Here is a 22,934-nt window from a genome sequence, read left to right on the forward strand (position 1 = left end):
CTCCGGGAGCCTTCCAGCCATGAAACGCCGCCAGTTCTGCCTGACCACCCTGGCCGCCGCCGCGGCCGCCCCCGCCTGGGCCCAGTCCTTCGGCACCGCCAAGCCCCTGCCCCGCACACCCGACGTGATCTTCGTGCCCACGCCCCAGACGGTGGTGGACGCCATGCTGCAGGTAGCCAAGGTCGGCCCCGACGACATCCTGTACGACCTGGGATCGGGCGACGGCCGCATCCCGATCACCGCGGCCAAGCGCTTCGGCACGCGCGGCGTGGGCATAGACCTGGACCCCCAGCGCATCAGCGAGGCCAACGCCAACGCGCGCAGCCAGCAGGTGACCGACAAGGTCCGATTCATCCAGGGCGACCTGTTCGAACAAGACCTGAGCCCGGCCACCGTCATCACGCTCTACCTGCTGCCCAATCTCAACCTCAAGCTGCGACCCACCCTGCTCGCGCTCAAGCCCGGCACGCGCATCGTCTCGCACGCGTTCGACATGGGCGACTGGGAACCGGAGCAGACCCTGACGGTAGACAGCAAGCGGATCTACTTCTGGACCGTGCCGGCTCGCTAGGCTGAATGGACATTCATGGCATCCATGATGGCTAAGGGCCAACCGCGCCAACTCCGGGAAGTCCCGGCAAAGCCGGGACCGGCTACGCTGCGCCTGCGCGCCCGCCCGGCCCCGGCGCCCCGGACAAGACCGGATAAAGAAAATGAATGTCGGGTCCGCCTAGGTTGGCGGCGGGTCAGAACCTCTCTACCCGCTCCAGGATCTCCTGGCCATAGGCCTCGAGCTTGCGCGCCCCCACCCCGCTGATCGCCCCCAGTTCGGTCAGCGACGCAGGCCGCGCCAGGGCGATTTCCCGCAGGGTCGCATCATGGAAGATGACGTAGGCCGGCACGCCATGGCTGCGCGCCACTTCGCCCCGCCAGGTGCGCAGCGCGGTGAACAGCGCCTCGGCCTCTGGCGGCAGGGTAACGGCGGAACGGGCCCGCGAGCTTTCGCGCGCACGGGCCGGCTTGGCGGGCTCGCGCCGCAGCATCAGCGTGCGCTCGCCCTTGAGCACGCTGCGGCTACCCTCGGTCAGGGCCAGCGTGCCGAAGGCCTCGTGGTCCACCGTCAGCAGGCTTTGCGCGATCAACTGGCGCAGCACGTTGCGCCAGTCCTTCTCGCTCAGGTCCGCGCCTATGCCGAACACGCTGAGTTCGTCGTGCCGGTGCTGCTCGACCTTTTCGTTTCGCTTGCCGCGCAGGATGTCGATCACGTGCCCGGCGCCGAAACGCTGGCCGCGTTCTTTCCATAGCCGGTAGACCGCCGACAGGATCTTCTGCGCCGCCTCGGTGCCGTCCCAGGCCTGGGGCGGTTCCAGGCAGGTATCGCAATTGCCGCAGGCCTGCGAGGCCTGGCCGAAATACTGCAACAGCCGCACGCGCCGGCACTCCACGGTCTCGCACAGCCCCAGCATCGCTTCTAGCATGGACGCCGAGCGGCGCTTGTAGGCCTCGTCGCCGGTCGACTCGTCGATCATGCGGCGCTGCTGCACCACGTCCTGCAAGCCATAGGTCATCCAGGCCGTGGCCGGCAGGCCGTCGCGTCCGGCCCGCCCGGTTTCCTGGTAGTAGCCTTCCACCGACTTGGGCAGGTCCAGGTGGGCGACGAAACGCACGTCGGGCTTGTCGATGCCCATGCCGAAGGCAATGGTGGCCACCATGACCACGCCGTCCTCGCGCAGGAAGCGCGCCTGGTTGGCCGCCCGCGTGGCGGCGTCCAGGCCGGCATGGTAGGGCATGGCATCGATGCCCTGGGCCCGCAGCGCCTCGGCGGTTTCCTCGACCTTGGCGCGCGACAGGCAATAGACGATGCCGGAATCGCCCGCGTGCTCCTGCTTCAGGAAATCGAGCAACTGGCGGCGCGGATCGTTCTTTTCGACGATGCGGTAGCGGATGTTGGGGCGGTCGAAACTGGAGACGAAATGCTGCGCGTCCTCGAGCCCCAGCCGCTGGGCGATCTCGACCCGCGTCGCCTGGGTGGCGGTGGCCGTGAGGGCGATGCGGGGCACGTCCGGCCAGCGCTCGTGCAGCGCGGACAGGCCCAGGTATTCGGGCCTGAAGTCATGCCCCCATTGCGACACGCAGTGCGCTTCGTCGATCGCGAACAGGGCGATGCGGCCGCGCTCGAGCAGGGCCAGGCAGCGATCGGTCAACAGGCGCTCGGGCGCCACGTACAGCAGGTCGAGCTCGCCGGCCACGAACGCGCGCTCGACCTCGCGCACACGCGCGAAGTCCTGGGTGGAGTTCAGGAAGGCCGCCCGCACGCCCAGTTCGGTCAAGGCATCGACCTGGTCCTGCATCAGCGCGATCAGGGGCGAGACGACCACGCCGGTTCCGCTGCGCACCAGTGCCGGCACCTGATAGCACAGGGACTTGCCCGCGCCGGTCGGCATCAGCACCAGCGCATCGCCACCGCCGATCACGTGGTCGACGATCTCCTGCTGAGGTCCGCGGAACTGGTCGTAGCCGAAAACCCGGTTCAGGACCTCCAGCGCGCTGCCGTCAGCCATGCGCCGCGGCCTTGTCGTGCAACAGGTCCAATCCCTGGCGCAGGTCGGCGATCAGGTCGGCCGGATCCTCCAGGCCGATGTGCAGCCGCACGGCGGGCCCCTCGGGCTGCCACCTGGTGGCCGTGCGATAGGCCGCGGCATGCACGACCGTGATCAGGCTTTCGAAGCCGCCCCAGCTCGAACCGATGCCGAACAGTTTCAGGCCGTCGACGAAACGCGCCAGCGCGGCGTCGCCGACCGGCTTGAGCACCACCGAGAACAGGCCCGAGGCGCCCCGGTAGTCGCGCTTCCAGAGCGCATGGCCGGGATCGCTTTCCAGCGCCGGATACAGCACCCGGGACACTTCCGGCTGGGCCTCGAGCCAGCGTGCCACCTGCAGCGCGTTGCGCTCGTGCTGGCGCAGGCGCACGCCCAGCGTGCGCAGGCCGCGCAGGGCCTGGTAGCAATCGTCGGGACTGACGCTGTAGGCATAGTCGTACACCGTCTGGCGCACCGGCTTCCAATAGCGCTCGTTGGTGGCGACCACGCCTATCATCAGGTCGGAATGGCCGCCTATGTACTTGGTGCCCGCATGGATGGAGATGTCCACGCCCAGTTCGAACGGCGAGGCGAAATACGGCGTGACCCAGGTATTGTCGGCCAGCACCGGGATGTCGCGCGCATGGGCCGCCGCCGCGATGGCGGGGATGTCCTGCATTTCGAAGGTGAGCGAACCCGGGGACTCGCAGAACACCGCGCCGGTGTTGTCGCGCAACAAACCAGCGATGCCGGCGCCGATGAGCGGATCGTAGTATTCGACATCGACCCCCAGGGGCACGAGCCTGCGGTCGCAGAAGCCGCGTGCCGGCGAATACGCCGAATCGGCCACCAGCAGGTGCTGGCCCGGCTTGAGCACCGCCAGCAGGGCCACGACGATGGCCGACAGGCCGTTGGGCGTGGCCACCGCCTGGTGCGCGCCCTCGAGCCTGGCCACGGCCTCTTCGAAGGCGAAGGTCGTGGGCGTGCCGTGGCGGCCGTAGCTGACCGGCTTCTTCGTCAGGTCGCGCGGCGCCTCGTACGACTCGATCGTGGGATGGATGACGGTGGAAGTGCGGAAGACGGGCGTGTTGACCATGCCGGCATAGGCTTCGGGAGCGCGTCCGGCATGCGCCAACAGCGTATCGGGCTTGGGCATGGACATCTCTGGCAGGTTCGGGCGGGTCGCCGATCACAGGGGATTTTAGCGAAGTCGGCTGGATATCGAAGCCGAAGCGGCGCCAAGCCGGACAAGAAGGCCTCACTGGGCCGCCCGTGCGTCCCCCTGGGCCAGGCTGGCGGCGATCCGGTCGACGATTTCCTCGGGCGTGCGCTCGGCATCGACCACGATGCCCCGTCGGGGCACCTCCAGCGCCTGGAACTGGCTGCGCGCCAGGGCGGGATCGAAGAAATGCCCCCGGCGGCGAGCCAGCCGCCGCATGACCGTCTCGTAGGAAACGTCCAGGTGGACGAACACGACGTCCTCGCCGGGCCGGGCCAGCGCGTCGCGATAGCGCTGCCGCAGGGCGGAACAACTGAACACGTGGGTGCGGCCGCCGGCCAGGACGGTCTCGATGGCGGCGCGCATGGCTCGCAGCCATGGTTCCCGATCGGCGTCGCCCAGCGCCACCCCGCGCGACATCTTCTCGATGTTGGCCTCGGGATGGAACTCGTCCGCGTCCGAATAGCCGCAGCGCAGGCGGGCGGCCAGCAGCTTGCCTATGGTCGTCTTGCCGCTGCCCGATACTCCCATGATGATCACCACCATGACCGTCTCCCGTGGCGGCCGTCCGCAATATCGGCCGGAAAACCCCTCTTCTCGCAAGAAACGTACCTCATTGCGCAAAAAAAACCGGCGCATCGCTGCGCCGGTTTTCCGGTCCGCCGTGATCAGCTCTTGGACGGAGCATCCTGACGGCGATGCTCGCGCATGCGGTCGCCCCGTTCCAGGCGCTGCTTGACCGCGTCGGTCACGACCTGCTTTTGCTTGCCGTCCAGCGAATCATAGGCGGCCAGCCAGGCGTCCCGGGCGGCATCCAGCTTGGGCTTGACGGCCGCGCGTTCGGCGTCGTGCCGGGCACTCAGCGCCCGCAGGTCCAGGGGACCGGCGGCGACCTGCGTGCGCAGGGCCTTGATGCCTTCCTCGCGCTGCGCCCGCATGGCCTGGCCGGCCTCGCGACTGGCGCTCTGCGCCGCATCCCACAGCTTCTGCTGCGAATCGGTCAGGTTCAGCCTGGACTTCAGGTGTCCCAGCATGGCCAGCGGCGACTGCTCCATGCCGCCCCGGAAGAAGTGATGTCCCTTGGCTCCATGGTGGCCCATGGGGCCCCGATGGCGTTCCGGCGCGGGCTTCTGTTCGGCCTGCGTGGTATTGTCGCCCGCGGCCTGGGCATGGGCGGCCTGCAGCACGCCTGCGCCCCCGGTAGCCAGGGCCAGCGACAGAGCGATCGTACGAAGGGCGTTCTTGGTCATTGCATTACTCCTTGTCGACACCGCATCGGACTGCGGCGGTGAGGGCATTCTTGTTCCAGACCCGTTTCGGACCGGTTGCGGGGCGGGGCCCATCTGTTTCAACCGATTTCAGGCAGCTTGCGGGTCCTGCCCCGCCACGCGAACATTCCCCCATGGAAAAATCCGCCATCAAACTGCTCGTGGTCGATGACGACCCGGCTCTGCGCCAGCTCCTGGCCGACTACCTGAACAAGCAGGGCTACGACACGCTGCTGGCGCCGGACGCCACCGACCTGGAAGCGCGCATCACCCGCTACGCGCCCGCCCTGCTGGTGCTCGACCGCATGCTGCCGGGCGGCGACGGCGCGGAAGCCTGCCGCCGCCTGCGCGAACGCGGCGAGGACCTGCCCGTGATCCTGCTGACCGCGCGCGACGAGACGGTGGACCGCATCATCGGCCTGGAATCCGGCGCCGACGACTACCTGGGCAAGCCCTTCGATCCGCGCGAGCTGCTCGCCCGCATCGAGGCGGTGCTGCGGCGCAAGAGCGGCCCCTCGGCGCTGGTCAAGGACGCCCCGGTCTCGTTCGGCCCCTTCATCTTCGACGCCAAGGCCCGCACCCTGCATCGCGGAGCCGAGCAGGTACGCCTGACCGGCGGCGAATTCAACTTGCTGGAGGCCCTGCTGCGCAACGCGGGCAAGCCGCTTTCGCGCGAGAGGCTGCTGGCCCTGGCGCGCGACGACGAGGCCGGCGAGCGCAACGACCGCGCCATCGACATCGCCATCCTGCGCCTGCGCCGCGCCATCGAGGACGACCCCAAGCAGCCGAAATGGATCCAGACCGTCTGGGGCATCGGCTATCGGTTCTCTCCCCTGGCCCCGAACGACGATCCGGCGCCGGCCTCGCCGTCCCTGCCATGAACGCACCCGCGCGCCGAGGCTGGGCGGGCCGCCTGGTGCCGCGCTCGCTGCGCGCGCGCCTCGTCCTGCTGATCCTGGGCGCGGTGCTGGTCGCGCAGGCCACGACCTTCCTGGCCATCGAGCACTACCGCCGCAACGTCCTCGAGAACGTCACCCCGGACCTCATGGCGACCACGATACGCACCCTGCGCGCGTCCATCGCGCAGATCGACGAGAGCGAGCGCGCCGCCTTCGTCGCGGCGGCCTCCCAGGGCGAGTGGCGGCTGGTCTCCCGCCCCATCCCGCCCCGGCCCCGGCCGGGCGAGCCCCCACGGCGGGAAGGCCGCCCGGCCCACCCCCGGTTCGAACCGCTGCCTGGGGGCCGCATGCCGCCCGACTACCGGTCCGGCGAATTCCGCTTCGGCCCCGAGCGCCGCGGCCCGCGCGAGGCCCCGCGCTGGGCCGACGACGACCCCCGCCACGCCATGCGGGGCCTGATCCAGCGCCTGAACGCCCAGTTGGCGGACGGCTCGCGGGTAGCGCTGTCCCGCGGCCCCGAACCCGCCCTGTTCATCTCCCTCACGCCCGGCCTGGGCAATGACGACGAACCGCTCATGCGGTCCTGGCTGGTCATCTCGCTCGAACGCATCAGCCCGCCCGTCAAGACGCCCCTGATCGTCATGTGGCTGGGCGGGGTCGGCGCGATCCTGCTGCTGGCCGCCTGGTTCTCCTGGCACATCACGCGCCCCATCACCTCGCTCGCCCATGCCGCCGATCGCCTCGCGGCCGGCAAGCCGGAGCGGGTGGAACCGGCCGGCCCGCACGAGACCCAGGTCCTGGGCGAACGCTTCAACGCCATGCTCGATGCGCTGAACGAGTCCGACAAGGTGCGCCGCACGCTGCTGGCCGGCCTGCCGCACGACCTCAAGGGCCCGCTGTCCAGGATGCGCCTGCGCACCGAGATGGTCGACGATCCGGCGCTCAAGGACGGCCTGCGGCAGGACGCCGAGGACATGCAGCACATCGTCGACCAGTTCATCGGCTTCGTGCGCGGCACCGACCGCGCCACCTACCATTTCACCCCCATCGACCTGGGCGACTGGCTGCGGGAACGGATCCACGCCTGGCAAGGCACCGGCAGCCAGATCGACTATCCGTCCCCCCCCACCGGCGAGATCGTGGTCAACGCCGACGCCGTCGCGCTGGCGCGGCTGGTCGACAACCTGATCCAGAACGCCATGCAGCACGGCGCCCCGCCCCTGGAGATCACCCTGGAAGCCCGCTCCGGCGAGGCCCGCCTGGGCGTGCGCGACCATGGCCCGGGCATCAGCCCCGACCGCTACGAAGACGCCCTGCGCCCCTTCTCCCGCCTGGACCCCGCCCGCAGCCGCACCGGCAACGTCGGCCTGGGCCTCGCCCTGGTCGACGCCATCGCCCGCGCCCACGGTGGCCGGATCGTCCTGGAAACCCCGGCAGGCGGCGGCCTGCGGGTCATCGCGGCTATCCCCCTCCCCCCCTGACCCCACCCCGCCAGCCGGACCTCCCTCAGGCACTGCGGATCCGCTCCGCCGGTCCGCCAGTGCCGCCCCAAGGCGGGTCCCGGCCCCCTTGGGGGGCTGCCGCGCAGCGGCCGGGGGCTCACCATGTCGGGCGCGCGCGGCGCGTAGGGGGACCAGCGTTATGGCAAAATCGAAGCAAGGACCAGTTCGTCCACCCCTATTTCCAATGACCACACCGAACAAACCCGCTCCCGCTCCAGCCACCAATTTCCTGCGCAATATCGTCGAGGCCGACCTGGCCGCCGGGCGCTATGCCGAGAAACACTGGGCCGGCCACCCCGGCCCGGCGTCGGACCTGGCCGGCGCTCCGCTGGATCCGGCCCGCATCCGCACGCGCTTTCCGCCCGAGCCGAACGGCTACCTGCACATCGGCCATGCCAAGAGCATCGCCCTGAACTTCGGCCTCGCCCGCGACTATGGCGGCGTCTGCCACCTGCGGCTGGACGACACCAATCCCGAGAAGGAAGAACAGCGCTACGTCGACGCCATCGTCGATGCCGTGCGCTGGCTGGGCTACGACTGGACGGCGTTCGGCACCGAGCACTACTACCACGCCAGCGACTACTTCGACTTCATGTACGAGGCGGCCGAGGCGTTGATCATGGCCGGCCACGCCTACGTGGACGAACAAAGCCCCGAGGAAATCCGCGCCATGCGCGGCACGCTGACCGAAGCCGGCACCGATTCGCCGTGGCGCAGCCGCCCGCCCGAGGAGTCCGTCGCCCGCCTGCGCGAGATGCGCGACGGCAAGCATCCCGACGGCTCGATGGCCCTGCGGGCGAAGATCGACATGGCTTCGCCCAACATGAACCTGCGCGACCCGGTGCTGTACCGGATCCGCCATGCCACGCACCATCGCACGGGCGACAAGTGGTGCATCTACCCGATGTACACCTACGCCCATCCCATCGAGGATGCGCTGGAAGGCATCACCCACAGCATCTGCACGCTGGAATTCGAAGACCAGCGGCCGTTCTACGACTGGCTGCTGAACAACCTGCGCGAGCTGGGCCTGCTGGAGGCGCCCCTGCCCCACCAGCACGAGTTCGCGCGGCTGAACCTGACCTACATCATCACCAGCAAGCGCAAGCTGCTGCAACTGGTCAACGACGGCCACGTCAGCGGCTGGGACGACCCGCGCATGCCCACCATCCTGGGCCTGCGCCGGCGCGGCTATACCCCCGAGGCCATCCAGCTGCTGTGCGAGCGCACCGGCGCCTCGAAGTCGGACTCCTGGATCGACTATTCGCTGCTGGAGCAGGCGCTGCGCGACGACCTGGACCCCAAGGCGCCGCGTACCGTGGCGGTGCTGCGCCCGCTCAAGCTGGTCATCACCAACTATCCGGAAGGCCAAACCGAGGAATGCTCGGCCCCCCGCCATCCCCACCATCCGGAAATGGGCAAGCGGACCTTCCCGTTCGGGCGCGAACTCTGGATCGAGCAGGAGGACTTCGAGGAAACCCCGCCCAAGGGCTTCTTCCGCCTGTTCCCCGGCAACATGGTGCGGCTCAAGTACGGCTACGTGGTCAAGTGCACCGGCTTCGTCAAGGACGAGGCCGGCAAGGTGGTCGAGGTCCAGGCCGAATACCTGCCCGACACCAAGAGCGGCACGCCCGGCGCGGACAGCGTCAAGGTCAAGGGCAACATCACCTGGCTGCACGCCCCCACGGCCGTGCCCGCCGAGATCCGCCTGTACGACCGCCTGTTCACCGAACCCAATCCCAGCGCCGGCGGCAAGGATTTCATCGAGTACCTGAACCCCAACTCGGTCGAGACCATCCAGGGCTACCTGGAACCCGGCACCGACGGCACGCCGGGCACTTCCTACCAGTTCGAACGCTTCGGCTACTTCGTCGCCGACCGCGAAGACTCGTCCACCCTGGCCCCGGTCTTCAACCGCACCACCACGCTCCGCGACACCTGGAAGTAGTCGTCCCCCCCTACGCGCTGACGCGCGCAAGGAAAGCCCACCCCCTACGCCCTCCGGGCGCCCCCTCAAGGGGGCGATGCGGGTGGACCGGCAAAGCCGGATCCACCGCATCCTGCGGTCTAGAGTTTTTATCTTGGATTGGGGTACCTGTGCTTCGCTGGCTGCCAGCGGTAGCAGCGGTGCATCAAACCAAGAAAGCCGCACTAGACCCAGGAAACCGCGGATCTGGCTCCGCCAGTCCGCTGGTTTCGCCCCCTGGGGGGCGCCCGAAGGGCGTAGGGGGGGGACCTCCCTAGCCCCGGCGTGGGCGTTAGCGGTTGTGTCGGTGGGGCCGACACAACCGCTAACGCCCACGCCGGGGCGCCTACCGGTAGAATCTGCATTTTGCGCATTTGCGCCGTCCGGCGCCGCCCATGGAAGCCAGTCCCGTACTTGATATCAAGAGCACCTCGCTCTACGCCATCCGCGTGGTGTTGCATTCTTCCGACCTCCAGGCCGTGCTGGCCGCGCTGGACCAGCGGATGGAGGAGGCAGCCGGCTTCTTCGAAGACGAACCGGTGGTCATCGACGCCTCTCGGCTGACCGAACCGCTCGACTGGAACCAATTGGCCGAGGCCCTGAAGCGGCACGGCTTGCCGACCATAGGCATCATGGCTCCGGCGGATCTGGCCGAATCGGCGCGCCAGGCCGGCCTGGCCCTGTTGTCGCTGCCCGCCGCGCCGGCCCGGTCGCCCGCGCCCGAGCCCGAGGCCGCCGCCGAGCCGGAACCCGCGCCAGCCGCCCAGGCGCCGGCTCCCGCCCCCAGCCAGCCGGAAACGCCGCCCGCCACCGAAACCGTGGCCGAGCAGCCGCCCGCGGCGCCGCATGCCGTGCCGACCATGGTCATCGACAAGCCCCTGCGCTCGGGCCAGCGGGTCTACGCCCGCCATGCCGACCTGATCGTCAAGGGCGTGGTCAGCCACGGCGCCGAGGTCATCGCCGACGGCAACATCCATGTCTACGGCCCGCTGCGCGGCAAGGCCATGGCCGGCGCCCGCGGCGACACCAAGGCACGCATCTATACCACCCGGCTCGAAGCCGAGCTGGTCGCCGTCGCCGGCGTGTACCGCACGCTGACCACGGCGCTTTCCCCCGACATCCAGGACAAACCGGCATTGATCCGCCTCGACGGCGAGAAATTGCTGGTCGAACCGTTGCCCATCTAACTCATAAGGACCCACTCCCCATGGCACGTATCGTTGTCGTGACTTCAGGCAAAGGCGGCGTCGGCAAGACCACCACCAGCGCCAGTTTCGCTGCAGGGCTGGCGCTGCGCGGCCACAAGACGGCAGTCATCGATTTCGACGTCGGCCTGCGCAACCTCGATCTCATCATGGGTTGCGAGCGCCGCGTGGTCTACGACCTGATCAACGTCATCCAGGGCGAAGCCACCCTGAACCAGGCCCTGATCCGCGACAAGCAGCTCGACAACCTCTACATCCTGCCGGCCTCGCAAACGCGCGACAAGGATGCCCTGACGCAGGAAGGGGTCGAGAAGGTCATGGAAGGGCTGAAGGAAATGGACTTCGCCTACATCGTCTGCGATTCGCCCGCGGGCATCGAATCGGGCGCGCTGATGGCGGCCTACTTCGCCGACGACGCGCTGGTCGTGACCAACCCGGAAGTCTCGTCGGTGCGCGATTCGGACCGCATCCTGGGCATCCTGTCGGCCAAGTCGCGCCGCGCCGTCAACAGCGAGGAACCGGTCAAGGAACACCTGCTCCTGACGCGCTACAACGCCAAGCGCGTGGCCGACGGCGAAATGCTGTCGCTCAAGGACGTCGAGGACATCCTGCGCATCAAGCTGATCGGCGTCATTCCCGAATCCGAAGACGTGCTGCAAGCCTCGAACCAGGGCCTGCCCGCCATCCACCTGAAGGGTACCTCGGTGGCCGAAGCCTACCAGGACGTCGTCGCCCGCTACCTGGGCGAGGACAAACCGCTGCGTTTCGTCGATTACGAAAAGCCCGGCCTGTTCAAGCGTCTGTTCGGAGGGAAATAATCGATGTCGCTGCTCTCCTTTTTCCTAGGACAGAAAAAGCCGCCGTCGGCCGGTGTCGCCAAGGAACGGTTGCAGATCATTCTTGCCCACGAACGATCGGGCTCCGGCGCCTCGGCCGATTACCTGCCGCAATTGCAGAAGGAGCTGGTGGCCGTCATCTCGAAGTACGTCAAGATCAATCCGGACGACATCAAGGTGAACCTGGAGCGCCAGGACACGCTGGAAGTGCTGGAAGTCAAGATCGAGATGCCTTCGGCGACCTGATGCCGCCCGGCTCGCGCGGCCCCGGCGTCCCCGCGCCGGCGGCCCGCCAGAATGCCTCGGCCGCGGCGGGTTCGGCCGCGCCGCGGCGGTACAGGCGGATGTCCAGCTCGATGCGCCAGGACGGTTCCCCCGCCTCCATCAGTTTTCCCTCGCCCAGTTCGTCGCGGACCAGACTGGCCGGCAGCCAGGCGACGCCACGGCCGCTGCGCGCCATCGATTGCAGCACCGTCGCCAGGTGCGCCGTCACCGCCACATCCGCCCGCAACCGTGCCAGCGCGGCTCCATGCACGGCCCGGACGATGCGCCCCAGGCCCGATTCCGCGCTGTACGCCAGGATGGGCACGCGCTTGCCCGACGTCCCGCCCAGCACGAAACGCGGCCGGCCTTGCCGGTCCGGCGCGCAAACCGGCAGCAGCACGTCGTCGCCCACCTTGATGGACGGATAGGCCGAGGCGTCCAGCCGGGCCGGGGCCTGCTCGTGCGCGTGGCACAGGAAGAACTGCGCCCGCCCCTGGGTCATCAGCGCCTCGCATTGCTGGGCGACGTCCGACACCAGCTGTATGGGCCCCAGGCTCAGGCCGGACTCCAGGCCACGCAGCCAGTCGGGCAGGAAGGTCAGCGACAGGGCATGCGTGGCCGCGAAGCGCAGCGTGGCCGAGCTGGCCTGCGCCACCCGGCGGGCCTCGTCGGGGATGCGCTCCACGCGCGCCAGCATGTCCTGGGCCGTGGTCCGGAACCACAGCCCCGTCTCCGTCAGGGTGACGGGATGCGTGGCCCGGTCGAACAGCGTCACGCCCAGCCATTCCTCCAGCATGCGTATGCGGCGGCTGAAGGCCGGCTGCGTCATGTGCCGCAGCTCGGCCGCGCGCGAGAAGTTGCCGCACTCGGCCAGGACCAGGAAATCTTCCAGCCAGATCAGGTTCATGGCCGATGCTTACAGAGCATGGAAAAAGAGAAAACTAGCATTGGCCGCCCGATGCGGCAAACGGCATGATACGTCCATGCAGCCGGCCTTCCGCCCGGCCCTCCTGGAGTTTCCATGTCCGTGCGCATTCTCGAAATCCGCGAAGTCACCAAGCCCATTTCCTCGCCCATCCGCAACGCCTACATCGACTTCACGAAGATGACCAGCAGCCTCGTGGCCGTGGTCACCGACGCGGTGCGCGACGGCAAGCGCGTGATCGGCTACGGCTTCAATTCCAACGGCCGCTACGGCCAGGGCGGGCTGATCCGCGAACGCTTCGCGCCCCGCATCCTCGAAGCCGACCCGAAGTCGCTGCTGAACGATGCCGGCACCAACCTGGACCCGCACCGCGTCTGGGCCGCCGCGATGTCCAACGAGAAACCCGGCGGCCACGGCGAACGCTCGGTGGCCGTGGGCACGATAGACATGGCCGTCTGGGACGCCGTCGCCAAGATCGAAGGCAAGCCCCTGTTCCGCCTGCTGGCTGAACGCCATGGCGTGACGGCCGATCCGCGCGTGTTCGTCTACGCCGCGGGCGGCTACTACTACCCCGGCAAGGATTTGTCGGCCCTGCGCGCCGAGATGCGTTCATACCTCGACCGCGGCTACAACGTGGTCAAGATGAAGATAGGCGGCGCCTCCATCGACGAGGACCGCCGGCGCATCGAGGCGGCATTGGCCGAGATCGAGGGCCGCGGGCAACTGGCGGTGGACGCCAACGGGCGCTTCGACCTGGACACCGCCATCGCCTACGCGAAGATGCTGCGCGACTACCCCCTGTTCTGGTACGAAGAGGCCGGCGATCCGCTGGACTACGCCTTGCAGGCCGCGCTGGCCGAATACTACCCGGGCCCCATGGCCACCGGCGAGAACCTGTTCAGCCACCAGGACGCCCGCAACCTGATCCGCTACGGCGGCATGCGGCCGGACCGCGACTGGCTGCAGTTCGATTGCGCGCTGTCCTACGGCCTGGTCGAATACGAGCGCACGCTGCAAGTGCTGCGCACGCACGGCTGGTCGCCCCGCCGCTGCATCCCCCACGGCGGGCACCAGATGTCGCTGAACATCGCCGCCGGCCTGGGCCTGGGCGGCAACGAAAGCTATCCGGACCTGTTCCAACCCTACGGCGGCTTCCCCGACGGCGTCCGGGTCCAGGACGGACACATCGTCATGCCCGAGCTGCCGGGCATCGGCTTCGAGGGCAAGAGCGACCTGTACGCGGAAATGCGGCGGCTGGCGGAGTAGATCCGCCAGTCCGCTCCTTGCGTTTACAGATCGCCCTCAGTGATCGACGTGCTCTTGCCCGAGGAAGACTTGACGGAGATCGTCGTGACGCCCTTGTCCGAAGTGGCGATGGTCGTATCGACGGTCTCGGCGTCGGTCTTGGCGCGCAGGCCGCCGCTGATCAGCTCGCCGAAAGCGATCCGGGCCACGACCGGCGAAGTCAACGACACCCGGTAGTCGAACTCGCCCAGCGGCGAGCGGGAACCCTTGGCCCGGTAGTCGACCTTGGTCATCGTGTCGGTGTCCGTGGCATGGTCGGTGCTGAATTCGGAGGCATACTCGCTGATCTCCATCGACACGCCGCTCTCGGTCAGCTTGACCGCGCCCGAGATCTTCAGGGTGCTCGTGCCGTCGTCGGTGTCCGGAGCGCCACCGGGCGTGGTAGCCGCCTTCAGCACGAAATCGCCGTCCAGCGTAGTGTCGTCGTCCACTTTCATGCCGCGGAACGGAAACGTCATCGTCGCCGCGGCCGGCTCGTCGTTATCGAAGATGTCGCCGCTGACGTCGCTGAACGTGACGGTCGTCTTGCCAGTCAGCACCACGTCATCGTCATCGCACCGGTCGAACTGGATGTCGACCTTGTCGCCGTTGCCCGGGATGGGGCCGCTACTGGCCCGAGTAAGCGTGGCCGTATAGGTGCCGCCGTCGTCACAAGGCTGGGGACCGCTCGGCGCACCATCGTCCAGGAAGCTGAGCGCCTGGCCGGCTGCGGATATCGTAACCTGCGGCACGCCCAGGCTGATACCTATCACATCGAAGGCGAGCTCCTGGAGCTGCTTCTCGGAATAGGTAGGCTTGGCGGGATCGTCGCTGCCGCCACAGGCGGCCAGCAGTGCCAGCGCGACAGCGGCGCCGGTGGTTTTCAGGACATGGTGCATCGGGATTCCCCCTGGGTGTTTTCTTGGAATGGCTTGATGCCATCTGCATCCTAGGAGGCGTACGTTCTTACGACAATCCTCCAAATTGAGGAATTCCCGTTCGCTGAAATGTTCCTGGCGGGGATAGACATCTCATCCGCGAGCCGGCGCAAATGGCAGGAGCGAATGCTTACTCTTTTCGGAGCTGGCCTGGTAAGGTGATGGAAACACGAAGCCCTCCCAGATCCGGGGAGCGCGAGAAACCGATCACGCCCCGATAGGCCTCGACCAGATCCCGGGCGATCGCCAGCCCGAAACCGGTACCCGGGCGGGACTCGTCCCAGCGGCGGCCCCGCTCGATGCGCAGGGCCTCGTCCTCGGGCAACCCCGGGCCGTCGTCCTCGATGACCAGCGTCCAGTCCCGCTCGCCGGCCTGGCGGGCCACCAGCCGGATCTGGCTGTGGGCCCACTTGCGCGCGTTGTCCAGCAGGTTGCCGAGTATCTCCATCAGGTCGCCCTCGTCTCCCGCGAAGCAGAGCCCCTTGGCGACGTCGGCGTCCCAGTCCAGCGACTGCGCGCCGGGCAACGTCTGCAGCGCGCGCAGGGTCTTGTTCACGGCGTCGCCGACCGGCGTCGAACGATACCCGAGCGCGGCCGCCATGCCGGCGCGAGCGCGCGCCAGCGTGCGGTCGACCTGGCGCCGCATGGCGCCGACCTGCTCGTCGATCTCGTCCGCCAGCGCTGCCTGCCCGCCGTCGCGGGCGCGGCGTGCCGCCGCCGCCATGACGGCCAGCGGCGTCTTCAACCCATGCGCCAGGTCGCCTGCCTGGGTGCGTGCACGTTCGAGCGAAGCGTCATGGAACGCCAGCAACCGGTTCAGTTCATCCACCACCGGCTGGACTTCGTCAGGCACGCCGCGCGGCAGCTCGCGGCCATGTCCGCTGCGCACCGCCTGCAGGTGGGCCTGCAGGTCGCGGAAGGGGCGCAGCGCCAGATGGATGAACCCCGCCATGGCGATGATGAGAAGCAGGCCCAGTCCGACCAGCGAAGGAACCAGCAGGCTCAGGAACGAACGGCGCTCGGCCTGCAGGTCGGCACGGTCCAGCGCCACCAGCAAGTGGACCCGCGCATCGGTGGCTGTATCGTCCAGGACGATGGTGCGTTCGATCGACAACAGGCGCGAATGCTCCGGACCGTCGATCCAGCGCGCGCGCAAGGGGCGCCCTGGCGGCGTATCGATAGTGGGCAGCGCCTCGTCCCATAGCGAACGCGAACGCAGCTGCTGGCGCCGGGGCCCGTCGATCTGCCAGTACAGGCCGCCATAAGGCTGCTCGAAGCGCGGATCGCTCGGGGCCGCCTCCAGGCCCATCGTTCCGTCGCCTTCCAGGCGGACTTGCGCGGCCAGCGCCTTCAGGTACAGGGCCAGCTCGGCGACCGCGCGCCGCTCCATCTGGCGGTCGAAGATCAGCGTGAGCCCGACGCCCCCCGCCGCCAGCGCCAGCAGGATCATCAGCGCCGCGGCGCACCCCAGCCGGACCAGCAGCGAACGGCGACTCATCGGGCGTCGTCGGGAATCAGATAGCCGTGGCCCCGCCGCGTCTCGATCAGGTCGACCCCCAGCTTGCGGCGCAGCCGGGCGACCAGCGCCTCGATGGCATTGGTGTCCCGGTCGCTGCCGGTTTCGTAGATGTGCTCGATCAGCTCGCTCTGCGACAGCACGCGGCCCGGGTGGTGCAGGAAATAGGCCAGCAGCCGGTATTCCAGCGAAGACAGCGTCATCGCGGACCCATGCACGGTAACCAGCCGGGTCCGGGTGTCGATTTCCACGGGCCCGGCGCGCAGTATGGCCGACGATTGGCCCGCCGCGCGCCGCGTGATCGCGCGCAGCCGGGCCAGCATTTCTTCCATCTGGAAGGGCTTGGCCAGGTAGTCGTCGGCGCCGGCGTCGATGCCCTCGACCTTGTCGCGCCAGCCGTCGCGCGCCGTGAGGATCAGTACCGGGGTGGCGATGTCCGCCGCGCGCAGCCGTTTCAGGACGGTCAATCCGTCCAGCTTGGGCAGGCCCAGGTCGAGCACGATGGCATCGTAGTCTTCGGTGCCGGCCCGGAACCACGCGGTTTCGCCGTCGGCCGCCTCGTCCACGGCATAGTGCGCGCGCTCCAGCCCGGTACGGATATCGGCCGCGATGCGCGGCTCGTCTTCGACTACCAGTATGCGCATGTCTACTTGATCTTCAGGATTTCCAGGGTGCGGGCATCGATTTCGAGCTTTTTGCGCCGGCCGCTGGGTGGCAGGACCTTGACTTCGTAGACCCAGATTCCATCTTCGCGGTCGAGCTCGATCTCAATGATATCGCCGGGCACCTTGTCGCGCACCACGCCCAGCACATCGGACAGCGGGCGGATCTCGCCATGCACCAGCGCTTCGCGCGCGCAGTCCTGATCCCGCCTGCAGCGGTCGTCGCGGGCCAGGGCCGGAGCCATGGCGCAGGAGAGCGCCGCCGCGAGCAGGATCGCGGACAGGCGGGGGGAACGGCTGGATATTGCAGACATGGGCGGCACACTAACAGTCGCTGGCTGATAAAACGCTGACATCGGCGGTCAGGAACGCGAGGCGGGGGATGGCTATTCTGCCAGCCATGGACAACCCGCCAACACCAACGAGGAACACCATGCGCCTGCTGCCCGCTCTGACCATCGCCCTTGCCGCCACCGCCTCCTACGCCACCGCCGCCCAGGCCGCCGACAAGTGCGCCTATGTGCCCCACGACCGCTGGGTTCCCATCGACCAGGCCATACGCAAGGCCGAATCGCTGGGCTACGAAGTGCGCGAGGTCGAACGGGACGACGGCTGCTGGGAAGTCGAAGGCTTCGACAAGAACGGCGCCAAGATCAAACTGTACCTGGATCCGGCCACGGGCGAGGTGGTCAAGCCCTCGGACTGGCTGCCCCGCAGGAGCCGCCAATGATGGCCTCCCCTTCTGTCTGCCGCACGATAGCCTCGAGGAAAAATGCCGTGAACCAGCCCGCGTTCTCCGACAGCAGCGACGCCAGCCTGTTCGACGTCCAGCATGCTCCCGGCACCATCGGCGCCGACGCCGTCCTGCGCGGCCGGATCGAGTCGGCGCTGGCCGACCTCGGCCGGGCGCGCGAGGAATGCTTCGGCTACGCGGCCTATGGCGCGGTGGTGGCGGGGCTCAAGCGCGACTTCGCCATTCCGTCGTACCTACCGTGGACGGACATCTGGAACTGGCCCGCCGATCGGGCCGACGAAATCCTGAACTACCTGCACGGCCGCCACGCCGAGACCCTGGGACGGCCGGCGCAGCGGCGTTCAGCGTAAGGCGTAGTGCACCATGCGCGCCAGCGGCGGCTCGATGCCGTTCAGCACGCGAGCGGGCAGGTTCAGCGGCTTGAGGAACATCTTCACGCTCATGTCGGCGCTGACGTTGCGCTGGACCAGGCGCCGCGCATCGGCATTGATGCGATCGATCCATGCCTTGTCGTTCGCATGCTCGGGATGGCGATGGTTCAACACATGGCGGATGGCGCATTCGGCGTCGTCGTTGCGTATCTCCAGCAACCGCCGCACCAGCGCGCCCAGCACCTTCACGCGGCCATTGCCTTCCAGCGTGTTGTAGCGGTTGAAATAAAGATAGAAGTACTTGTAGTGGCGGACCTCATCCGTCCGGATGTTGGTGGTCAACTCGCGCAGCACGGGTTCGGGCGCGTACTCGGCCAGGCTGCGATACAGCGTGGCGGTACCCATTTCGACCACGCAGCGCGCGGCCAGCTCGAGGGCGCGCGTGGGTTCGAACTCCTCCAGCGTGCAACGCTTGGAATACTCGCCGAAGAAGCTGTCGAACGCCGCCTGCCAGTCGAAATCGGGCCAGACGTGTTCGATGTAGGCGCGCAGCGCGCGGCCGTGCTGCAGCTCTTCCTGCTCCCAGTGCTGGCCGAGCCAGGTCGCCACATCCTGGTCGTCCCGGTAGTAGTTCACCAGGTTGCGGGTATAGAGGTCGGAACCGCTTTCTATGAACGAAGCGCTGCACAGCAGGTAGAACAGCGTATCGTCGTCCCGCACCAGGCTCCGCTCGATGCGGTTCAGGTCGATATCCTCGAGCCGCCAAGGCATTTCCGTTGCAACAGCGTCCACCGAAAAATCTCCGAAGTTCGCAGTTCATCCTTGCAGCATAAGCCGAATCCGCCCTTGATTCGAGTCCCGACAGGCTTCCGGATGCATCCGCCCGGGGTTACTTTGTGTAATGCTTGTCGAGTTCGTTCACAGACAGTCCGGGGCGAATCTGTCACTGTTAACCCAAGCTGCGGCGCGACGGTCGATGCCGCCAGTACACGACTACGTACTATAGGGAGTCACTCATGAACAAGAATCTCATTGCCAAGCTGATGATCGGTGCTGCCATGGTGGTCTCGGCAGCGGGATGTGCCAGCTGGGACAGCATGTCCAGCCGGCAGAAGAGCACCGTGGTCGGTGCCGGCGTCGGCGGCGTGGCCGGTGCGGCGGTGACTGGCGGCGGCATTCTCGGCACGGTGGGCGGCGCGGCCATCGGTGGCGTGGTCGGCGACCAGATCGGCAAGCGCCGCTGATCCCGGGCCGGCTTCGGCCGGCCGCTTCCAGGCACGACAGCCCCGGCTCCTCGCGGAGATCCGGGGCTGTTGCTTTTATACGACAAGATGTATCAGGGTGGCGTGGCGCCTATTCCGGGAGGATGTTGGCCGCCTTCACGACCTCCCGCCACTTGGCCAATTCCGCCTTCGACAGCTCGCCCAGCGCCTGTGCGCTCATCGCGCGCGGCGTCATGCCTTGCTTGAGCAGGGTGCCGCGCACGTCGTCGTTCTCGAGCAGCCGGTTGAAGGCGCCGTTGTAGCGCGCGACCAGTTCGCCCTTCATGCCCTTGGGGCCCCATACCGCGTACCATGCGTCCGCGTCGTAGCGAGGCAGTCCCACGGCCGCCAGCGGAGGCACCGCGGGGTAGGCAGGATCCTGCTCGCGGCGGGACGCGCCCAGGATGACCAGGCGCTTCTCCTGCTGCATGGGCACGGCGACGTGCATGGGCTGGAACATGGCCTTGATGTGGCCGGCCAGCAGGTCGGTCGTGGCGCCGGCCGAACCCTTGTAGGGCACGTGCACCATGTTCAGCCCGAGCTGGGAGACGAGCATCTCCATGCACAGGTGGTGGAAGGTTCCCTTGCCGGGCGAACCGTAGTTGACCGTGCCGGGATGCCGCCGGACATACTCGATGAACTGGGCCAGCGTCGTCACGCCCAGCGACGGATGCACGCACAGCGCGAAGTTGGTCGACCCCAGCATGGCGATGGGCGTGAAGCTGTCGATGACGTCGAACGGCACCGAGGAATAGACCAGCGGCAGCGTGAGCGCCGTGTTCGTGCTGAACGCGATCGTATGGCCGTCGGGCGCGGCCTTGGCGACGGCGCTCAGGCCGATGATGCCGGAGGCGCCCGGCTTGTTCTCGACCACGAAGGTGCGGCCGGTCTGCTCGGCCAGGCGGGGCGAGAACAACCGTGCGCACAGGTCGGGCGTGGTGCCCGGCGTGAAAGGCACCACCACCTGGACGATCTTGTCCGCCAGGCCCAGGTCGTCTCCGGCGGCGACCAGGCGGCCCGGCACGAACGCGCCCGCCGCCAGCGTGGCGATGAACGCCCGGCGTCCGGAAAGGTTTGCGGAATCCTGCATGCTTGTCTCCTCGTTCTGTGTTCGGGATCGTGGCGCCGGCAGCCGCCGGCTATTGGATTTCGTTGGCCCGTCGCACGCTGGCGATCATGGACGAGTTGATCAGGTACTGGCGGTGGGCGTCGGGGTTTGCCACCGTGGCGCGCAATTCGTCCAGGCGTTCGCGGCGAACCTTGGCATCGCGCTCTTCCAACAGGCGCTTGTTGCGTATGGTGATGGCCTGCACGTATTCCACGTTCACCGTCCGGCGCTGGCGATGGTAGCGGTCGAGCAGGTCGTCGGGCGCGCCGTGCAGCATGACCTCGGCCAGCTTGCCGGTCAGGTTCATCGCATCGTGTATGCCGCTGTTCAGCCCCATGCCCCCCAGCGGATTGTTCACGTGGGCGGCGTCGCCGGCCAGGAACACCCGGCGGTCGCGGAAATCCTTGGCGACCCGCTGGTGGACGCGATAGACGCTCTTGTAGGGAATGTCGTAGTCCTGGTCCGGAGACAGGAAGCCCTTGATCTTGCCCTGCACGAAATCCGGCGCCAGCACCTCGGCTTCGTCCATGCCGGGGGCGATCGGGAACGCGATACGCCAGATCGGCGGCGGCCCGTCGTGGGGCTGGATGAAGATCGCGCTCCATTCGTCCGGATCGGCGATGTAGGCGTTGCCGGTATAGCCTTGCTGGCGCAGGTCGTAGCGCGTGGCGAACACCAGGAAACGTTCCGGCCAGGTGAAGCCCTCGAACTCGGTGTCCATGGTCTTGCGCACGATGCTGCGCGCGCCGTCCGCGCCGATGAGGTAGCTGGCGCGGATCTCCTGCCGTCCATCGGGACCGGCCACCTGCACGGTGACGCCGTCGGCGTCCTGCTCATAGCCGGCGCACTGGTGCGCGAACAGCAGGCGCGCGTTGCGGTGTTCGCGCAGCGCCTCGGCCACGATGGCCGACAGCTTGTGCTGTTCCACGTGCAGGCGGAAAGGATACGGCGTCAGGTCGGCGATCATGCCCAGGTCGAACTGGGCCACCAGCCCTTCCTTGCGATCGCGTATCTGCCATTCGGGCACCCGCAGCGCCCGCGACCGCAGCGTTTCGCCTATGCCGAGCGTGTCGAGCATCTCGACCGTGGGCGGATGGAAAGTACCGGCCCGCAGGTCCTGGGGAATGTGGTCCTCGCTTTCCAGGACGACGACGTCCACGCCTTTCTGCGCGAGCGACAGGGCGGCCACCAGGCCCACGGGGCCGGCGCCGGAAATGACGACAGGATGCTGTTGCATGATTCGGTTCTACGATGACTGGAGTGATTCGGATACGGGACAGCCGGTCAATCCCGGCTTTCGCGCCACAAGCCCAGCAGTTCCTGCACCGGACGGTCGGAAAAGCTGAACAGGATCGAGGGTTCCCGCGCCACCAGCCGATGCGCGGTCCAACTGGGGATGACGAAGACGTCGTTGGGCTCGGCCATGAATACGCGATCGTCCAGGACGACCTCGACCCGGCCCTCGAGCACCGTGAACACCGTGCCCGACGAACAGCGATAGGATGCCGTGGAGAAATCCCTGGGCAGCAACTGCGCATAGGCGCCCATGGTCGGCATGGGCGAGCCGCCGGTCAGCGGATCCACGTAGCGCAGCTTGTAGCCCAGGTGCGGATCGGGCGCGCCCGCGGCCTGCATGCCCAGCAGCGACTCGCGGGTGCGCTCGTACGGATAGCAGAACAGCGGCGAGGCGCGGTTGGCCGGCGGCGTCCAATCCACCGGGGCGAGCCCGTTGCCATAGCGCAGCAGGCTGTCTCCCACCGGACGGCGCAGCTCCTGGCGGTCCTCGGACGAGGCCTCGGCGAAGCTGGCGTCCAGCATGGCGACCAGTTGCACGTCCAGTCCGTCGAGCCAGATCATCGGGGCGTCGCTGTCGTTGCCGTGGTCATGCCAGGTCCATGACGGCGTGGTGACGAAATCGCCGCGCCGCATGATGGTCTTCTCGCCCTCGACCGACGTATAGGCGCCGCTGCCTTCCAGGATCAGGCGCATCGCGGCCTGGCTGTGCCGATGGGCGCGCGCCACTTCGCCCGGCAGGATGGCCTGCAGGCCGGCGTACAGCGAGGTCGTGATGGCCGCCTTGCCCCGCAGCCCGGGATTCTCGAGGATGAGCACGCGGCGCTCGGCTTCCTCGGCGGTGATGAGCGAGGTCGCCTCGGTCAGGTAGGGCCGCACCTTGCCGTACGACCAGTGGGCCGGCTGGCAATCGGAACGCGGCGTCCGCGTGACCAGGTTGTGCAGCTGTTCCCACAGCGGCGCGAGATTGTCGGCGCCGATGCGGGCGTAGAACGCCTCGCGTTCGGCCCGCGTTGCCGCGGCTGCCGGTTCTTGCCTGGAATCGTTCATGTGTCTCCTCCGCCCTGCGGCGTCGCCGGCGGC

24 protein-coding genes are annotated in these 22,934 nt (G+C 68.0%); 11 read left to right on the top strand and 13 right to left on the bottom strand.

Annotated features, from left to right (window positions below; translation table 11 throughout):
- Positions 1-19 precede the first annotated feature (19 nt).
- Positions 20-571, top strand: a complete 552-nt coding sequence (locus ABD104_RS21210; protein ID WP_087837166.1) for a class I SAM-dependent methyltransferase — start codon at positions 20-22, stop codon at positions 569-571.
- Positions 572-746: 175 nt separating this feature from the next.
- Here ABD104_RS21210 and recQ read toward each other — a convergent pair whose 3' ends face one another.
- The 4 genes from recQ to ABD104_RS21230 form a co-directional block, all read right to left on the bottom strand.
- Complete coding sequence (gene recQ, locus ABD104_RS21215) at positions 747-2,561, bottom strand: DNA helicase RecQ (RefSeq protein WP_343928160.1); 1,815 nt, start codon at positions 2,559-2,561, stop codon at positions 747-749.
- Complete coding sequence (gene metC, locus ABD104_RS21220) at positions 2,554-3,735, bottom strand: cystathionine beta-lyase (protein WP_343928161.1); 1,182 nt, start codon at positions 3,733-3,735, stop codon at positions 2,554-2,556. Before metC ends, recQ begins: the two co-directional genes overlap by 8 nt.
- Before the next feature lie 102 nt (positions 3,736-3,837).
- Positions 3,838-4,344 (bottom strand): gluconokinase, encoded by a 507-nt coding sequence (locus ABD104_RS21225; protein WP_338617833.1) that lies wholly within the window; start codon positions 4,342-4,344, stop codon positions 3,838-3,840.
- A gap of 122 nt (positions 4,345-4,466) precedes the next feature.
- Complete coding sequence (locus tag ABD104_RS21230) at positions 4,467-5,048, bottom strand: Spy/CpxP family protein refolding chaperone (protein ID WP_165963001.1); 582 nt, start codon at positions 5,046-5,048, stop codon at positions 4,467-4,469.
- A gap of 152 nt (positions 5,049-5,200) precedes the next feature.
- Between ABD104_RS21230 and ABD104_RS21235 the strand changes: the two genes are divergently transcribed.
- From ABD104_RS21235 to minE, 6 genes are all read left to right on the top strand, one after another.
- On the top strand, positions 5,201-5,947 hold the full coding sequence (locus tag ABD104_RS21235; RefSeq protein ID WP_087837171.1) for a response regulator: 747 nt from the start codon (positions 5,201-5,203) through the stop codon (positions 5,945-5,947).
- Positions 5,944-7,446, top strand: a complete 1,503-nt coding sequence (locus ABD104_RS21240; protein WP_087837172.1) for an ATP-binding protein — start codon at positions 5,944-5,946, stop codon at positions 7,444-7,446. Before ABD104_RS21235 ends, ABD104_RS21240 begins: the two co-directional genes overlap by 4 nt.
- 205 nt (positions 7,447-7,651) lie before the next feature.
- Positions 7,652-9,415: a glutamine--tRNA ligase/YqeY domain fusion protein gene (locus ABD104_RS21245; RefSeq protein ID WP_087837173.1), complete on the top strand. Its 1,764-nt coding sequence runs from the start codon at positions 7,652-7,654 to the stop codon at positions 9,413-9,415.
- Between the two features lie 413 nt (positions 9,416-9,828).
- Positions 9,829-10,620 carry a septum site-determining protein MinC gene (minC, locus tag ABD104_RS21250; protein WP_343928162.1) on the top strand — a complete coding sequence of 264 codons (792 nt, stop codon included), beginning with the start codon at positions 9,829-9,831 and terminating at the stop codon, positions 10,618-10,620.
- Positions 10,621-10,640: 20 nt separating this feature from the next.
- Entirely contained in the window at positions 10,641-11,456 is an 816-nt protein-coding gene (gene minD, locus ABD104_RS21255) for a septum site-determining protein MinD (RefSeq protein WP_087837175.1), read from the top strand.
- Positions 11,457-11,459: 3 nt separating this feature from the next.
- Positions 11,460-11,720 carry a cell division topological specificity factor MinE gene (minE, locus tag ABD104_RS21260; RefSeq protein ID WP_087837176.1) on the top strand — a complete coding sequence of 87 codons (261 nt, stop codon included), beginning with the start codon at positions 11,460-11,462 and terminating at the stop codon, positions 11,718-11,720.
- On the opposite strand, the gene ABD104_RS21265 is transcribed toward minE, so the two are convergent.
- Positions 11,692-12,645, bottom strand: a complete 954-nt coding sequence (locus ABD104_RS21265) for a LysR family transcriptional regulator (protein WP_087837177.1) — start codon at positions 12,643-12,645, stop codon at positions 11,692-11,694. The genes minE and ABD104_RS21265 overlap by 29 nt on opposite strands.
- 114 nt (positions 12,646-12,759) lie before the next feature.
- On the opposite strand from ABD104_RS21265, the gene ABD104_RS21270 reads away from it, so the two are divergent.
- Positions 12,760-13,929: a mandelate racemase/muconate lactonizing enzyme family protein gene (locus ABD104_RS21270; protein WP_087837178.1), complete on the top strand. Its 1,170-nt coding sequence runs from the start codon at positions 12,760-12,762 to the stop codon at positions 13,927-13,929.
- Positions 13,930-13,952: 23 nt separating this feature from the next.
- Here ABD104_RS21270 and ABD104_RS21275 read toward each other — a convergent pair whose 3' ends face one another.
- The 4 genes from ABD104_RS21275 to ABD104_RS21290 all read right to left on the bottom strand — a co-directional run bounded on the left by ABD104_RS21275 (position 13,953) and on the right by ABD104_RS21290 (position 17,377).
- Positions 13,953-14,846 (bottom strand): hypothetical protein, encoded by an 894-nt coding sequence (locus ABD104_RS21275; RefSeq protein WP_087837179.1) that lies wholly within the window; start codon positions 14,844-14,846, stop codon positions 13,953-13,955.
- A 169-nt stretch (positions 14,847-15,015) separates the two neighbouring features.
- A complete protein-coding gene (locus tag ABD104_RS21280) occupies positions 15,016-16,383 on the bottom strand; it encodes a sensor histidine kinase (RefSeq protein WP_279817819.1) in 1,368 nt (455 codons plus the stop codon).
- Complete coding sequence (locus tag ABD104_RS21285; protein WP_087837181.1) at positions 16,380-17,045, bottom strand: response regulator transcription factor; 666 nt, start codon at positions 17,043-17,045, stop codon at positions 16,380-16,382. The genes ABD104_RS21280 and ABD104_RS21285 overlap by 4 nt, the downstream gene beginning before the upstream one ends.
- Positions 17,046-17,047: 2 nt before the next feature.
- Positions 17,048-17,377, bottom strand: a complete 330-nt coding sequence (locus ABD104_RS21290) for a PepSY domain-containing protein (RefSeq protein WP_087837288.1) — start codon at positions 17,375-17,377, stop codon at positions 17,048-17,050.
- 119 nt (positions 17,378-17,496) lie between these two features.
- Here ABD104_RS21290 and ABD104_RS21295 point away from each other — a divergent pair, with 119 nt between their 5' ends.
- On the top strand, positions 17,497-17,793 hold the full coding sequence (locus tag ABD104_RS21295) for a PepSY domain-containing protein (protein ID WP_087837182.1): 297 nt from the start codon (positions 17,497-17,499) through the stop codon (positions 17,791-17,793).
- A 47-nt stretch (positions 17,794-17,840) separates the two neighbouring features.
- Positions 17,841-18,167: a hypothetical protein gene (locus ABD104_RS21300; protein WP_087837183.1), complete on the top strand. Its 327-nt coding sequence runs from the start codon at positions 17,841-17,843 to the stop codon at positions 18,165-18,167.
- Here ABD104_RS21300 and ABD104_RS21305 read toward each other — a convergent pair.
- On the bottom strand, positions 18,159-18,959 hold the full coding sequence (locus tag ABD104_RS21305) for a ferritin-like domain-containing protein (RefSeq protein WP_338619119.1): 801 nt from the start codon (positions 18,957-18,959) through the stop codon (positions 18,159-18,161). The genes ABD104_RS21300 and ABD104_RS21305 overlap by 9 nt on opposite strands.
- Positions 18,960-19,204: 245 nt before the next feature.
- Here ABD104_RS21305 and ABD104_RS21310 point away from each other — a divergent pair, with 245 nt between their 5' ends.
- Entirely contained in the window at positions 19,205-19,432 is a 228-nt protein-coding gene (locus ABD104_RS21310) for a glycine zipper 2TM domain-containing protein (protein WP_087837185.1), read from the top strand.
- A 109-nt stretch (positions 19,433-19,541) separates the two neighbouring features.
- Here ABD104_RS21310 and ABD104_RS21315 read toward each other — a convergent pair whose 3' ends face one another.
- The 3 genes from ABD104_RS21315 to gtdA are packed head-to-tail and all read right to left on the bottom strand — an operon-like array spanning position 19,542 to position 22,901.
- The gene (locus tag ABD104_RS21315) at positions 19,542-20,540 is read right to left on the bottom strand and encodes a Bug family tripartite tricarboxylate transporter substrate binding protein (RefSeq protein WP_087837186.1); all 999 of its coding nucleotides are present in this window, start codon (positions 20,538-20,540) and stop codon (positions 19,542-19,544) included.
- A 49-nt stretch (positions 20,541-20,589) separates the two neighbouring features.
- Entirely contained in the window at positions 20,590-21,795 is a 1,206-nt protein-coding gene (locus ABD104_RS21320; protein ID WP_087837187.1) for an FAD-dependent oxidoreductase, read from the bottom strand.
- 47 nt (positions 21,796-21,842) lie between these two features.
- The gene (gtdA, locus tag ABD104_RS21325) at positions 21,843-22,901 is read right to left on the bottom strand and encodes a gentisate 1,2-dioxygenase (protein WP_087837188.1); all 1,059 of its coding nucleotides are present in this window, start codon (positions 22,899-22,901) and stop codon (positions 21,843-21,845) included.
- Positions 22,902-22,934: the final 33 nt, after the last annotated feature.

The organism is Pigmentiphaga daeguensis (assembly GCF_039523035.1).
Lineage (GTDB): Bacteria > Pseudomonadota > Gammaproteobacteria > Burkholderiales > Burkholderiaceae_B > Pigmentiphaga > Pigmentiphaga daeguensis.

What these genes read in the sequence shown, in the direction of transcription:
- ABD104_RS21210 (WP_087837166.1), top strand. Translation starts at nt 20, where the DNA reads ATGAAACGCCGCCAGTTCTGCCTGACCACCCTGGCCGCCGCCGCGGCC.
- recQ (WP_343928160.1), bottom strand. Translation starts at nt 2,561, where the DNA reads ATGGCTGACGGCAGCGCGCTGGAGGTCCTGAACCGGGTTTTCGGCTAC.
- metC (WP_343928161.1), bottom strand. Translation starts at nt 3,735, where the DNA reads ATGCCCAAGCCCGATACGCTGTTGGCGCATGCCGGACGCGCTCCCGAA.
- ABD104_RS21225 (WP_338617833.1), bottom strand. Translation starts at nt 4,344, where the DNA reads ATGGTGGTGATCATCATGGGAGTATCGGGCAGCGGCAAGACGACCATA.
- ABD104_RS21230 (WP_165963001.1), bottom strand. Translation starts at nt 5,048, where the DNA reads ATGACCAAGAACGCCCTTCGTACGATCGCTCTGTCGCTGGCCCTGGCT.
- ABD104_RS21235 (WP_087837171.1), top strand. Translation starts at nt 5,201, where the DNA reads ATGGAAAAATCCGCCATCAAACTGCTCGTGGTCGATGACGACCCGGCT.
- ABD104_RS21240 (WP_087837172.1), top strand. Translation starts at nt 5,944, where the DNA reads ATGAACGCACCCGCGCGCCGAGGCTGGGCGGGCCGCCTGGTGCCGCGC.
- ABD104_RS21245 (WP_087837173.1), top strand. Translation starts at nt 7,652, where the DNA reads ATGACCACACCGAACAAACCCGCTCCCGCTCCAGCCACCAATTTCCTG.
- minC (WP_343928162.1), top strand. Translation starts at nt 9,829, where the DNA reads ATGGAAGCCAGTCCCGTACTTGATATCAAGAGCACCTCGCTCTACGCC.
- minD (WP_087837175.1), top strand. Translation starts at nt 10,641, where the DNA reads ATGGCACGTATCGTTGTCGTGACTTCAGGCAAAGGCGGCGTCGGCAAG.
- minE (WP_087837176.1), top strand. Translation starts at nt 11,460, where the DNA reads ATGTCGCTGCTCTCCTTTTTCCTAGGACAGAAAAAGCCGCCGTCGGCC.
- ABD104_RS21265 (WP_087837177.1), bottom strand. Translation starts at nt 12,645, where the DNA reads ATGAACCTGATCTGGCTGGAAGATTTCCTGGTCCTGGCCGAGTGCGGC.
- ABD104_RS21270 (WP_087837178.1), top strand. Translation starts at nt 12,760, where the DNA reads ATGTCCGTGCGCATTCTCGAAATCCGCGAAGTCACCAAGCCCATTTCC.
- ABD104_RS21275 (WP_087837179.1), bottom strand. Translation starts at nt 14,846, where the DNA reads ATGCACCATGTCCTGAAAACCACCGGCGCCGCTGTCGCGCTGGCACTG.
- ABD104_RS21280 (WP_279817819.1), bottom strand. Translation starts at nt 16,383, where the DNA reads ATGAGTCGCCGTTCGCTGCTGGTCCGGCTGGGGTGCGCCGCGGCGCTG.
- ABD104_RS21285 (WP_087837181.1), bottom strand. Translation starts at nt 17,045, where the DNA reads ATGCGCATACTGGTAGTCGAAGACGAGCCGCGCATCGCGGCCGATATC.
- ABD104_RS21290 (WP_087837288.1), bottom strand. Translation starts at nt 17,377, where the DNA reads ATGTCTGCAATATCCAGCCGTTCCCCCCGCCTGTCCGCGATCCTGCTC.
- ABD104_RS21295 (WP_087837182.1), top strand. Translation starts at nt 17,497, where the DNA reads ATGCGCCTGCTGCCCGCTCTGACCATCGCCCTTGCCGCCACCGCCTCC.
- ABD104_RS21305 (WP_338619119.1), bottom strand. Translation starts at nt 18,959, where the DNA reads ATGCCTTGGCGGCTCGAGGATATCGACCTGAACCGCATCGAGCGGAGC.
- ABD104_RS21310 (WP_087837185.1), top strand. Translation starts at nt 19,205, where the DNA reads ATGAACAAGAATCTCATTGCCAAGCTGATGATCGGTGCTGCCATGGTG.
- ABD104_RS21315 (WP_087837186.1), bottom strand. Translation starts at nt 20,540, where the DNA reads ATGCAGGATTCCGCAAACCTTTCCGGACGCCGGGCGTTCATCGCCACG.
- ABD104_RS21320 (WP_087837187.1), bottom strand. Translation starts at nt 21,795, where the DNA reads ATGCAACAGCATCCTGTCGTCATTTCCGGCGCCGGCCCCGTGGGCCTG.
- gtdA (WP_087837188.1), bottom strand. Translation starts at nt 22,901, where the DNA reads ATGAACGATTCCAGGCAAGAACCGGCAGCCGCGGCAACGCGGGCCGAA.